9 protein-coding genes are annotated in these 13,582 nt (G+C 52.1%); 3 read left to right on the top strand and 6 right to left on the bottom strand.

Annotated features, from left to right (window positions below):
- Positions 1-3: 3 nt before the first annotated feature.
- The 5 genes from brnQ to phoB all read right to left on the bottom strand — a co-directional run bounded on the left by brnQ (position 4) and on the right by phoB (position 6,143).
- Positions 4-1,323, bottom strand: coding sequence for a branched-chain amino acid transport system II carrier protein (gene brnQ / locus DCX48_19210; GenBank protein ID QXE16450.1), 1,320 nt, complete (start codon positions 1,321-1,323; stop codon positions 4-6).
- 477 nt (positions 1,324-1,800) lie between these two features.
- Positions 1,801-2,907 carry a 5-methyltetrahydropteroyltriglutamate--homocysteine S-methyltransferase gene (locus tag DCX48_19205; protein ID QXE16449.1) on the bottom strand — a complete coding sequence of 369 codons (1,107 nt, stop codon included), beginning with the start codon at positions 2,905-2,907 and terminating at the stop codon, positions 1,801-1,803.
- Between the two features lie 242 nt (positions 2,908-3,149).
- Positions 3,150-4,088 (bottom strand): phosphate ABC transporter substrate-binding protein, encoded by a 939-nt coding sequence (locus tag DCX48_19200; GenBank protein QXE16448.1) that lies wholly within the window; start codon positions 4,086-4,088, stop codon positions 3,150-3,152.
- A gap of 15 nt (positions 4,089-4,103) precedes the next feature.
- The gene (gene phoR / locus DCX48_19195) at positions 4,104-5,426 is read right to left on the bottom strand and encodes a phosphate regulon sensor histidine kinase PhoR (GenBank protein QXE16447.1); all 1,323 of its coding nucleotides are present in this window, start codon (positions 5,424-5,426) and stop codon (positions 4,104-4,106) included.
- A 27-nt stretch (positions 5,427-5,453) separates the two neighbouring features.
- Positions 5,454-6,143 carry a phosphate response regulator transcription factor PhoB gene (gene phoB / locus DCX48_19190; protein ID QXE16446.1) on the bottom strand — a complete coding sequence of 230 codons (690 nt, stop codon included), beginning with the start codon at positions 6,141-6,143 and terminating at the stop codon, positions 5,454-5,456.
- Between the two features lie 295 nt (positions 6,144-6,438).
- Here phoB and sbcD point away from each other — a divergent pair, with 295 nt between their 5' ends.
- Both sbcD and DCX48_19180 read left to right on the top strand, forming a co-directional pair.
- On the top strand, positions 6,439-7,665 hold the full coding sequence (gene sbcD / locus DCX48_19185) for an exonuclease subunit SbcD (GenBank protein QXE17314.1): 1,227 nt from the start codon (positions 6,439-6,441) through the stop codon (positions 7,663-7,665).
- Positions 7,662-11,345: an exonuclease subunit SbcC gene (locus DCX48_19180; GenBank protein QXE16445.1), complete on the top strand. Its 3,684-nt coding sequence runs from the start codon at positions 7,662-7,664 to the stop codon at positions 11,343-11,345. The genes sbcD and DCX48_19180 overlap by 4 nt, the downstream gene beginning before the upstream one ends.
- A 3-nt stretch (positions 11,346-11,348) precedes the next feature.
- Here DCX48_19180 and DCX48_19175 read toward each other — a convergent pair whose 3' ends face one another.
- Entirely contained in the window at positions 11,349-12,260 is a 912-nt protein-coding gene (locus tag DCX48_19175) for a fructokinase (protein ID QXE16444.1), read from the bottom strand.
- Between the two features lie 351 nt (positions 12,261-12,611).
- On the opposite strand from DCX48_19175, the gene rdgC reads away from it, so the two are divergent.
- The gene (rdgC, locus tag DCX48_19170; GenBank protein QXE16443.1) at positions 12,612-13,541 is read left to right on the top strand and encodes a recombination-associated protein RdgC; all 930 of its coding nucleotides are present in this window, start codon (positions 12,612-12,614) and stop codon (positions 13,539-13,541) included.
- The last annotated feature ends 41 nt before the right edge of the window (positions 13,542-13,582 follow it).

Raw genomic sequence — 13,582 nt, 5'->3', positions numbered from 1 at the left:
ATATTATTGATGTACCGTAACTTCCTGACGACCACACAGTCTGTCATAAATCACTGCTACCAGTAAAATCAGCAGTGACGGTGGCAGCCAAGCCAACCCTTGCTCACTCAGCGGCAGATTGAGGCTCCACTCTGGTAACAGCGATTTGAAAGCCGACGATTTTATACCATCAATCATGCCAAATAACAGACTGACTAGCATGACGGGGGCCACAATACGTGAAGCGCTATTCCACCAACGTAGCGTAAAACTGAGTAAAACCAGAATGATACACGGTGGATAAATCGCCGTCAGTACCGGAATAGAAAGTTGAATCAGGTGGCTCAAGCCAAGGTTGGACACCACCATTGAGAACATTCCCAGTACAAATACCAGCGTGCGATAGGACAGCGGCAGATATTGTGCAAAGAATTCAGCACACGCACAGGTTAACCCCACCGCCGTCACCAGACACGCGATAAAAATTAACAACGCCAGGAAGCTGCTTCCCATGTTACCGAACGAGTGTTGCACATAAGCATGGAGAATCTCTGCCCCGTTCAGTGCCTGCGGCGCCAGTTCTCCACTGACAGAACCAAGCTGGAACAAGCTCAAATAGACCAGCGTCAGGCCGATGCCTGCAATTAACCCAGCCCATACGGTGTAACGCGTCAGCAGCACTGAACTTGTCACCCCACGTGAACGTGCAGCATTAACGATCACGATACCAAAGACCATCGCGCCCAGCGTATCCATCGTCAGATAGCCGTTAACGAAGCCATTGGAGAACGGCAGATGCTCATACGCTTCTGTTGCAGGAATCGGCGTGCCCGCAGGCCACAGCACTGCGGCAATACCCAATACCGCCAAAGCGATGATCTTCAACGGCGCCAGCACATGACCAACCGTATCCAGCAGTTTTCCCGGATATAGAGAAATCCCGATGACGATAGCAAAATAGATCAGGCTGTAAATCAGAAGTGGAGCCGCCCCGTTGCCGACCAAAGGAGCCAGACCGACTTCAAACGAGACGGTTGCCGTGCGCGGCGTCGCGAACAGCGGTCCAACAGCCAGATAGCACACGGTCGCCAACACTACTCCGGCCTTTTTACCAATCGGTGAGCTTAGCGCATCGACACCACCGCCAACCCGAGCGAGGGCGATGACGGTCAGCACAGGTAGGCCAACCGCTGTCAACAGGAAGCCGATTGCCGCAGTCCAAACGTGCTCTCCTGCCTGCAATCCCACCATAGGCGGGAAAATAATATTTCCTGCCCCCACGAATAAAGCAAAGGTCATAAAACCTAATGCCACAATATCTCTGGAAGTTAAACGATGGCTCATAGTGATGTCGTGTTGCCTGTATCAAATCGATAAAAAGAAAATCGTGTCGTTTATCACCGCCAGAAGCCATGCACAAGCAGATACCCGAAGCATGGAGATAACACTCTGACGACGCGAAAGATGGTGAGCATAGAGGAGTTATTTTTTGCACAGCCATATTGGGTGCTAAGTAAACCGTTTGTAGCGTAAAAAGACAAGTGGAGATCAAAAAACCAGAGTATCTAGCCTATTTATACTAAAAAATAAGAATATAAATTGGTTTATACTGAATTGCATAACACATGATTTGCGCATTTATCGATATTCCATTGCAATAAAACTGACAAAAAACGGCATAAAATGCGTCGTCCGATCATAAAAAAAACATATTTCACAAAAACATCGCCGATGGAAAGCAGGATAACGGCCACAAAAAAGGCCGGATCGTATGATCCAGCCTCTGTGTATCCATTATGGGATAAGGTTACCTCATCGGTATCACCACACGCGATTGGCGATATCCACAACAAGCTTCAGCTTATTCCACTGCTGATCTTCCGTCAGGCTGTTGCCCTCTTCCGTTGAAGCAAAGCCACACTGCGGACTCAGGCAAATCTGGCTGATATCGACATACTTTGCCGCTTCCGCGATACGCGCTTGCACGACCTCAGCCTCTTCCAGCTCGCCGTTCTTCGTAGTGATCAGCCCCAACACAACCTGCTGGTGACCCGGCTTCACAAAACGCAGTGGCTCAAATCCGCCCGCTCGCTCAGTATCGTATTCCAGGAAGAATGCATCGACATTCAATTCACCAAATAGAATTTCTGCAACAGGCTCATACCCGCCTTCAGAAATCCAGGTCGAACGGAAATTACCACGACAAACGTGTAAACCGATAACCAGATCGGCAGGTTTATCAGCCAGTGCTTTATTCAGGACATCGGCATAGGTACGTGCCAACTGTTCCGGATCTTCACCCCGTTCACGGATCTGGCGTTTTTGATCGTCAGAGCACAGGTAGGCCCATACGGTGTCATCCAGTTGTAGGAAGCGGCAGCCAGCATCATAAAATGCGTGAATCGCATCACGCCAGGTTTGCGCCAGATCGTCGAAGTAATCAGCCAAATCGGGATAAACCGTCGCATCAATCGCTTTTCGGCCGCCGCGGAAATGCATCACGCTGGGACTAGGAATCGTCATTTTAGCGACTGCATCGCCAGAAATGCTGTTCAGGTAGCGGAAATGATCGAGCATCGGATGTTGAGGGTTAAAACTCACTTTATCCACGACACGAATCGCATGGGATTTGGTCTGAATACCGTTGAATTGAATACCGTGATCGGCTTCATAGCGCTCTACGCCGTGCAAATCGGCAAAGAAGTCGAAGTGCCACCAAGAACGGCGCAACTCACCGTCCGTCACAACCTGCAAGCCAGCTTCACGCTGCTTTTCTACCACCCGCAGAATCTCACGATCTTCAATATTCCGCAGCGCGACATCATCAATCTCGCCCGCTTGGTGCTGAAGACGTGCCTGCTTAATTGCAGCCGGACGCAAGAAACTGCCGACGATATCGGCACGGAAAGGGGATAAGGTGTTCGCCATCTGTCGCTCCTGACATGTTGCCAGCACTCACCTTCAGGAAAGAAGCGTACTGGCAGATAGTTTCAATATGAAATATTTGCCCAGAGGGATAGTTACATTTAATCTTATTTAGCCATCTGGACGTCTAAATTTAAAACTATCGTGTCACGTGGAGAATCTCAGAGCAATGGAAGAATTTTCACATCACGTGAATAAAATTCATGTAGCGTGAAAACATCGTAAATTCATAATGGGAAGGGGTGTTATTCCGACAGGCCAATCTGTTGGCGCGCCTGACGACGTATTTCTTCCGGTAGCGGCAAATAGCCATCCTGATTCACCAGCGATTGTCCCGTTTCGGACAGCACGCGCGCCAAAAATGCCGCCGTCAGTGCTTCCAACGGTTGTCCGGGTGCTTTGTTTACATAGATGTAGAGATAGCGGGTATAGGGATACAAGCCACTGCGAATATTTTCAGTCGAGGGATAAATGTAGTCGGTGCCTTGTGCGGCTAATGGCAGCATTTTTACACCGCTGGAACGAAAGCCCACGCTGGCATAACCGATCGCATCGCTTGACGCAGCAACCGCCTGCACAACGGACGCCGAACCAGGCAGCTCATTGACTTGAGGAAGAAAATCGCCGCGGCATAGCGCTTTTTGCTTAAAGAACCCATAGGTTCCCGACGCAGAATTTCGCCCATAGCGCAGTAGCGAGCGTTTTTCCCAACTGCCACGCAGCCCAAGGTCGCCCCACTGTTTTATCGGCTGGTGGTTACCGCAGCGCTGCGTAATCGAAAAGATAGCGTCCAGCTGTGACAAATTCAGCCCCGACAGGGGGTTATCCTGATTAACCAACACAACCAGCGCATCCATTGCCACCGGCACCGCCAGCGGCGGATAACCGTAGTGCTGGACGAACGCCTCAATTTCACTGGCCTTCATCGCCCTACTCATCGGCCCAAGCTGCGCGGCCCCTGATGCCAGAGACGTTGGCGCGGAGGACGACCCGGCGGCCTGAATCTGTAAATTTACATTAGGGTAATGCTGGCTGAAATCCGCCGCCCAAAAAGCCATCAGGTTAGCCAGCGTATCCGACCCCGCGCTTGAGAGGTTACCCGCCAACATCTGACGAGGCTGCGCGGAGCAAAGCGTACTGAGCAGCAGTAAAAAAGCGACTGCGATACGTGTGGCGGATTTCATGGATAGCGTTTTCCGTCAGGCTGAAGGTTTAGCCGTATTTTCAGCCAGAGAGGCAGGGACAATCAACCGATTCGGCAACGTAAAGACAAAACGTGATCCCAGACCATCCTCACTCATGATCTCCAGACGGGAATCATGATGGCTGAGCGCATGCTTAACAATCGCCAGCCCCAGCCCACTGCCGCCCGTCTGTCGCGAACGCGCTTTATCCACCCGATAAAAACGTTCAGTCAGACGCGGCAAATGCTCGGCTGCAATACCCGGCCCGTTATCGCTGACCTGAAATTGCGCCCCCTGAGGGATCTTCTGCCAACAGACTTCGATACGCGTTCCCTCTGGCGTATGGTTGACCGCGTTATACACCAGATTGGATACCGCACTGCGCAACTGTTCTTCATTACCAAACACGCGGAGGTTTTCATTCACACGAAAGACGATCTCATGACGCCCCTGGCTCAGGGTCTGCGCTTCACGCTGCAATACGCGCAGCATCAGTGGAATATCGACTTTTTCATTCAGATCGATCGCTGTCGCGGCCTCAATGCGGGACAAGGTCAGCAGCTGTTTGACCAGCCCGTCCATGCGTCGGGTCTGTTCCTGCATAGTACTCAACGCTTTTCCGCGTAACGCCGCATCCAGCGTGTCTTCCTGCATCATTTCCAGATAGCCCTGCAACACCGTCAGCGGGGTTCTCAGCTCATGGCTTACATTGGCAAAAAAGTTACGTCTGGCACCTTCAAGCTGGTGCATTTGCGTAATATCACGCACCACCATCAGTAGCTGCCCTTCGGAATAGGGCATCACACGGAATTCAACATGGTGGGAATTATTCAATTGCAGCGTGAGAGGACGGCTGAAATCCTGTCCTTTCATATAATTAGTGAATTCAGGATAGCGCAATAAATTGAGGATATTCTGACCGTTATCCTCCGGCCAGCGGAAATTGAGCAGGTGTTGCGCCAGATGATTACACCAGAAGATCGTTCCTTCTTCGGTGGTGATCACCACGGCATCCGGCAAGGATTCGGCACCGCTGCGAAACCGTTTGATCAGGAGCGCCAGTTCCCGGCGTCGGCGTCGGTTACGCAACTGCATCTGATAGAGCCCGTAGAACAGAGGCTCCCAGCTCCAGCGGCCGGGCGGCGGCGTCATACTGCGGTCAACCCACAGCCAATAAGAGAGTTTGAGCTGGTTATAAAAATTCCAGCAGAGCAGGCCTAGAACGGCGACCAGCAGAAACCAGGGCAGATAGCCAAAAATCAGCCCCAGCAGTAAAGCGGGCAAACAAAAAAAAGCTAGCTCCAATGCCAGCCTTTTCCAGGATAAACGTTCTAGCACGTTAGTGTTTCTCCGGTTACGACCACCTCAGTAACGCGTTGAAAAACGGTAGCCCGTTCCCCGAACGGTTTGCACCATTTTGTCATGTCCGCTGGTTTCCAGCGCTTTACGCAGGCGACGAATATGGACGTCGACAGTACGATCTTCAACATAAACGTTAGTGCCCCACACGTGATTCAGCAACTGTTCCCGGCTATAAACACGTTCAGGATGCGTCATAAAGAAATGCAGCAGTTTAAATTCCGTCGGCCCCATATCCAACGCGTGCTCTTCGGTCGTCACGCGATGAGAGGAAGGGTCAAGGCTTAGGCCGCGCATTTCAATCACTTCTTCCACCGCCATCGGTGAAATACGGCGCATAACGGCTTTGATACGCGCCACCAGCTCTTTGGGTGAAAACGGTTTGGTAATGTAATCATCCGCCCCCACTTCAAGCCCGCGTACGCGGTCTTCTTCTTCGCCACGCGCTGTCAGCATCATCACCGGAATATCACGCGTAAGTGCTTCGCGCTTCATATGCTTGATGAATTGCAGGCCCGAACCTCCTGGCAGCATCCAGTCCAATAACACCAGTTCTGGGAACGGCTCCGACAGTTGCGTTACCGCACTGTCATAATCTTCGGCTTCAACGGGTTGATAACCATTTTGTTCCAGTACAAAGCAGACCATTTCACGAATTGGTGCTTCATCTTCCACGACTAATATGCGTTTTGCCATTGTTAATCCTGTCGTTAATCATCGTCGCTGTTAGCAGGCGAAAGGCATTATGCGTCAGTTTTATGACAGATTTATGAAAAACACACTGCCCGCCGTCGCATGATGTTACAGCGCGTACATCTGATTTTTCGAGCCGCTTTCCAAACTCTTGATTCCACCGCGACAGCCGTCATCCCTGCTATATATAATCATGGCATTACGATGACAGAACACCATGGCGACGACACACCATTTCACATAATGAATAATGACAACATCATCCAACGCCACGCGGCATGAATACCGAGAGAACACGATGCGCATTATCCACACCGCCGATTGGCATTTAGGGCAATATTTTTATACCAAAAGTCGCGCTGCTGAACATCAGGCTTTTCTGCACTGGCTTATCGCTCAGGTAGAACACCACCACGTCGATGCCATTATAGTCGCAGGCGATATTTTTGATAACGGTTCACCTCCCAGCTATGCGCGAGAAATGTATTATAGCTTCGTGGTAGAACTACAACGCACGGGCTGTCAGCTCGTCATTCTCGGCGGCAACCACGATTCTGTCGCGATGTTGAATGAGTCCCGTGGCTTGCTGGCCTGCCTGAACACACGCGTGATTGCCTGCGCCAGCGACGATCCGGCACAACAGGTGCTCCTGCTGGAAAACCGTCAGCAGCAGCCCGGTGCCCTGCTCTGCGCGATTCCTTTTTTACGTCCGCGTGATGTGCTAACCAGCAAAGCCGGACAATCCGGTGATGAAAAACAGCACGCGCTACAGGAAGCCATTACCGTGCACTACCAGCAGTGTTACCAGTTGGCTTGCCAAAAGCGCGATGAGCTTGGCCTACCGCTACCGATTATTGCAACCGGTCATCTGACGACGATTGGTGCAACCGCCTCGGAATCCGTGCGCGATATCTATATTGGTACGCTCGACGCTTTCCCTGCTCAGGCTTTTCCCCCTGCGGATTATATCGCCCTCGGGCATATTCACCGCGCACAGCGCGTGACCCAAAGTGAACACATTCGCTACAGCGGCTCCCCCATTCCGCTGAGTTTTGATGAACTCGGCAGCGAGAAATCCGTTTGTCTGGTCAGCTTTATACCCGATGCGCCACCGAAAATAGACCTACTGCCCATTCCCATGACCCAGCCGATGCAGCTGATTAAAGGCTGTCTGAGTGATATTGAACAACAGCTGTCCACCTTCCAGAACTATCAGGGCGATAAACCCGTGTGGCTGGATATTGAACTCAGCACGCAGGATTATCTGAGCGACATGCAAAAGCGCGTTCAGGCGATGACCGAGAACCTGCCCGTTGAGGTACTTCTGCTGCGCCGCACGCGCGAACAGCGTTTGCAGGCGATGACCCGACAGGACAAAGAAACGCTAAACGAATTGAGCGTGCATGATGTTTTTGAACGTCGTCTGGCAACGGAGACAGAAATGGAAGACGGTCGCCAACAGCGAGTGCGCACGCTGTTTAATCAGGTTATTGATGAATTAGAAAATAGCGAGTCTGCCAAATGAAAATCCTCAGTCTGCGCTTAAAGAATCTCAACGCGCTGAAAGGCGAATGGAAGATCGACTTCACGCAGGAGCCATTTTCCAGCAACGGCTTGTTTGCGATTACCGGCCCAACAGGCGCGGGAAAAACTACGCTGCTGGATGCCATCTGTCTGGCGCTTTATCACGAGACACCACGGTTGGGTCAGCTTTCTGCTGGTAATAATGACCTGATGACCCGTAACACCGCAGAGTGCCTCGCCGAGGTCGAGTTTGAAGTTAAAGGCGTCGGATATCGCGCTTTCTGGAGCCAGCGTCGGGCTAGAAACGCCCCAGACGGTAACTTACAGGCACCTAAGGCCGAACTTGCGCTCATTGAAGGCGGCAAAATCCTGAGCGAAAAGCTCAATGACAAGAAAGAGATGACCACGCAGCTCACTGGGCTGGATTTCGGCCGCTTCACGCGATCCATGATGCTGTCGCAGGGGCAGTTTGCTGCGTTTCTCAACGCGAAAGCCGACGACAGAGCGGAACTGCTGGAAGAGCTGACTGGTACGGATATTTACGGACTGATTTCCGAACGCGTCTATGAAAAACACAAACAGGCAAACGTAGCATTGAACACGCTACAGGCGCGCGCATCGGGTATTCAGCTGTTGACCGATGAGCAGCGTCAGCAGGTAGAAACACAGCTTGCCGAGCTGCTCCAGCAAGAGCAACAGGGCAACGCCGAGCGTGAGCAAGCACTGACTACGCTACGCTGGTTTGAGCAATTGACGCAGCGGCAAACGCAGCTCACCAACACGCAGGCACAACACGCGAGCGCCGAATCAGCCATTCAGCAGGCCAAGCCGCAGCTCGACAAGTTAGCCAACAGCGAACCGGCAGAAAAACTGAGACCGCTACATCAGGAACGAGAGCGCTATCGGCAGGAGTCTCTTACGCTCGCCCAGCAGATTGAACAACTGACTGAGAAACAAAGCGCAGAACAGTTGTCTTTGACAACGTTACGCCAGCAGGAAGAAAAGGCAGAACAGGACGTTACTAAGCATAAACTGGAACGTCAGAAACAAGAGCTGTTGATCAATGAACAGGTTGTGCCGCTTGACCATCGTATTGCCACGTTGGAGCAGCAAAAAAACCAGCAGCAGGACGAGCTGGAAAAAACGCAGCGTCGCCTACACGCTGACGAAAGTAAACAAACGCAGATAGCGGCAGAACAACAGCAAGCCAAACAACAGCTTGAACAGATTCAATCTTATCGCCAGCAACACGCGCATCATCAACAATGGGGAGAACAGCTTCCTCTGTGGCGCACACAGTTTCGGCAATTGCGCCAGTTTCATGACGAGCAACAAAAGCTAAGCCCAAAACAGGCACAGCACACCGAACAGTCGGCGACGCTACAGCAAGAGGCCGAGACGCTGACGGCACAGCAGCGTGAACAGCAAACGGTCGTTGATGCAGCACGCGAGTTGTTCACTCATCACGATGAAGCACTGAAAAATCAAGAAGCACAGCAGCCACTTTCCGCCTTGCACCAGCGGTTTAATCAACTCATCGATCAGCGAACCGCACGCCAACAGCTCGCGACAATCAGCGACCAGTTCCAGCGTCTTTACGCCCGTAAACAGCAGTACCTCATCAGACAAGATGAGATACAAGGGCATATCAGCCTGTCTGAAGCCTTAAAGAAACAACAACAGTCTGAGCATGAGCAACGCAGCCAGCATCTGACCGATCTGGAAACGGTGTATCGGCAGGAAGAACGGATCGTTAAGCTGGAAGCTGAACGGCAACGGCTACAGGCTGGCGATCCTTGCCCGTTGTGCGGTTCGACCGAGCATCCGGCGATTGAACGCTATCAGGCGCTGCAACCATCCGAAACTCAACGTCGCCTGACGGCGCTACAACAGGAAGTAAGCCAATTAGCAACGGCACTGGCGAATACGACGGCACGGCTGGCCTCGCTAGAGCAGCAGCGGGAAACACTGCAACAGGACATCGCTCAGAACGATGGCGAACATCAAACGCTGTTGCAACAGTGGCAAGATGTCAGTGAGCGCTTACAAGTTAACTATACATTGGAACAGCAGGACGCGGTTGCCGCTTGGGTTGCACAGCGCGAGACCGAAGAACAGGATATTCGCCAGCAGATTGGCACACGCGAACAGCAGCAAAAGCGGTGGCAGGAAAGTAAGGATTCACTGACAGCTAATGAGACATTGCTCCGGGAACTCGACCAGAAAATCGCGCTGAATGCCCAGCAACAGACCTCGCTACGCGTCACGCAGGAAGAAATCGTCCAGTCATTACAAAACGTGCAGCGGCAGCTAGAGCAGTACACTGAGGAAATCACGCAGACGCTGGCAAATGCGGGCCTTCTTCTACCGGAAGATCACGCACAGGATGGTTGGTTGGTTCAGCGCGAGAGCGAATGGCAAGACTGGAAAACCAAAGAGCAAGAGCTGTCTCGCTTAACGCCTCGATTAGCCACGCTGGAAAGCGATCTCCAGCATCTGAATCACAGTGTGACCGAGGCAAAGCAGCTACTACAGGTACAGCAACAGCAGTTAGAACAGCACAACGGCGCACTCAAAACGAACCAGCAAGCGCGGCTTGAGCTTTTCGGCGACAGGAAAACAGCGGACGTTCGTGAACACCTGCAACGGAGCAGCCAGCAGTATGACGATGCGCTCCGGTTAGCTCTGTCAGCACGTCAGCACGCTGAAACAACGTTGAGCCGCCTGACCGGAGAGCTGACCCGCACGCAGCAGCAATATGAACAAAGTACGCATCAACGCGATAGTGCGACTGAACGATTCACTCAGGCTTTACGGCAAAGTGCTTTTACTGATGAAACCACCTTCCTGAATGCGCTGCTTGATGAACAGGAACGACAGACCTTGCAGGCATTGAAGGAGAAACTGTATCAGAGCTTGCAGCAGGCAGCAGCGTTTCACCAGCAGGCTGAACAGGCATTACTTGAACAGCAACAAAAACGGCCTGCATCCCTACAAGAAGAAGCAACGCAGGAAGCAATACAACAGCAGCAATCAGAACTGAATGAGGTGCTGAAAACCAACCTGCGGCAACAGGGTGAATTCCAACGTCAGTTATCTGACGATCGGCAACAGCGCCAGAATCAACAGGTCTTGCTTAACGAGATCGCCCAAAGCCAGCAAATGTATGATGACTGGGAGACGTTAAACTCCCTGATCGGTTCAAGTAAAGGGGATAAATTCCGCAAGTTTGCTCAGGGGCTAACGTTGGATCATCTGATCTACCTCGCCAATCTCCAGCTTTCACGCCTGCACGATCGTTACCAGCTAAAACGTAAACCCGGTGGCGAGCTGGAACTTCTCGTGATGGATACCTGGCAGGCAGATGCCGAGCGCGATACAAAAACGCTATCCGGCGGCGAGAGCTTTTTGGTGAGTCTGGCGCTGGCGCTGGCGCTATCCGATCTAGTCAGCCATAAAGCCAGCATCGACTCTCTGTTTCTGGATGAAGGCTTCGGTACGCTGGATGCCGAAACACTGGATATCGCACTGGATGCACTCGATAACCTGAACGCTTCGGGCAAAACCATCGGCGTCATCAGCCATGTCGAAGCCATGAAGGAGCGTATTCCCGTACAGATCAAAGTGCAGAAAGTTAACGGACTAGGCGTCAGCAGACTGGCACCGCAGTACGCCGTTTAGCCATTACTCCGTCTTTGGCCATAGCCAGGCGGCTCCGCGTACCCCGCTGGAGTCGCCATGTATGGCCTGACGCACGGGCGTTTCGCACTCGCCACCGAAAATCCACTGTTTAATCTTTTCCGGCACGGTCTGATAAAGGCGAGAAACATTGCTCATTCCACCTCCCAGAACTACCACGTCAGGATCGAGCAGGTTAATCACATGCGCCAGCGATTTTGCCAAACGATGTTCATAGCGCTGCAATGCCAGCTCTGCGATGGCATCACCCTGCTCAGCTAAGGCGATGATTGCCTCGCCCTTGTGCGGCTGGCCGCTCAGGCGCTCGTAATCCAGCGCAAATCCCGTACCGGAAATAAAGGATTCAATGCAGCCGGACTTGCCACAGTAGCAGGGAACCGTCTGCCGATAGCGCAGCTCATCTTCATCCATCCAGGGCAGCGGGTTATGCCCCCATTCACCAGCAATACCGTTGCCACCGACATGAGCCTGCCCGTTCAGCGCAATCCCCGATCCGCAGCCAGTGCCGATGATCACCGCAAAAACCGTCTGCTTCCCAGCTCCCGCACCGTCTACCGCCTCTGAAACCGCGAAACAGTTCGCGTCATTGGCGACCCGCACGGGTCGATTTAGCAGCGTGGCAAGATCGCGATCCAGCGCCTGACCGTTGAGCCAGGTGGAGTTGGCGTTTTTTACTTTGCCGGTAAATGGCGACAACGTACCCGGAATGCCCACGCCGACGCTACCATGACAGCCGATCGCTTTTTCAGCCATTCCCACCAGTGTGGCAATAGTCCGCAGGGTTTCCGGATAGTCATTTCTTGGCGTCGGCATACGTTGCCGAAAACGTGCCTGTCCCTCGTCATCCAGCGCAATAACTTCTGTTTTCGTCCCGCCCAGATCGATACCGATTCTCATGATGTCTCCCCACGTGTGGTAAATAGGCCCGCGTAAGTTTGCCACCGACCTGAAAACTTTCTTATATAGATATATACCCTAAATAATTCGAGTTGCAGGCAGGCGGCAAGTGAAGGAATCCCGATGAGCTTACTTGAGTAAGTGATTCGGGTGACTGAGAGAGGCCAACGCACATGCAGCTTGAAGTATGACGGGTATAACCAGAGAAACCAATCTTCTGCACTCCAAAGCGTGATAGGTATTCCTCTGAATCACAGTATTTTATTCCACATTGCGGTCTCGAATTCGTTATCATGCGCGCAACATTACAAACCCGCGTGCAAACCTGCGCGCCCAGTCAGGGATAACACCATGTTGTGGTTTAAAAACTTAATGATTTACCGCCTAAGCCAGGATAGCGTGCTGTCCAAAGATAACGTTTTGTCTACGGATGAAATGGAAAAACGGCTCAGCGCCTTCGCATTCACCCCGTGCGGCAGTCAGGATATGATGAAAACGGGTTGGGTATCGCCGATGGGATCGCACAGCGATGCATTAACGCACGTCGTTAATGGGCAAATCGTTATCTGCGTTCGCAAAGAAGAAAAAATTCTGCCGTCTCCAGTCATCAAACAAACCCTTCAGGCCAAAATTGAACGTCTGGAAGCAGAACAGCACCGTAAGCTGAAAAAAACCGAAAAAGATTCGCTGAAAGACGAAGTGCTGCACAGCCTGTTGCCTCGAGCATTCAGCCGTTTAAGTCAAGTCTGGCTGTGGATCGATACGGTTAACGGCCTGATTATGGTCGATGCCGCCAGTGCCAAAAAAGCGGAAGATACGCTGGCGCTACTGCGAAAAACGCTGGGCTCTCTGCCTGTTGTACCGCTGACAATGGAAAACCCCATCGAGCTGACGCTGACCGAGTGGGTGCGTTCCGGTGAGCCAGCGGCTGGTTTCGCGCTACAAGATGAAGCAGAGCTGAAAGCTATTCTGGAAGACGGTGGCGTTATCCGCTGTAAAAAACAGGATTTGGTCTGCGATGAAATTGCCGTGCATATTGAAGCGGGCAAGCTGGTCACCAAGCTGGCGCTGGACTGGCAGGAACGCATTCAACTGATCTTGTCTGATGACGGCTCGGTAAAACGATTGAAGTTCTCAGATACGCTGCGGGAACAGAATGACGATATCGATCGGGAAGATTTTGCTCAGCGGTTTGATGCCGATTTCATTTTGATGACCAGCGAGCTGGCTGCATTGATTGCGAATCTGATTGAAGCGTTGGGCGGCGAAGCCCAACGTTAATTCTCTTGATTATTGCCCGCCATCGTTCTGGCGGGCAATAC

The organism is Pectobacterium atrosepticum, assembly GCA_019056595.1.
GTDB lineage: Bacteria > Pseudomonadota > Gammaproteobacteria > Enterobacterales > Enterobacteriaceae > Pectobacterium > Pectobacterium atrosepticum.
The sequence above is the reverse complement of the archived record's forward strand: the minus strand, read 5'-3'. Positions and strand labels throughout refer to the sequence as shown.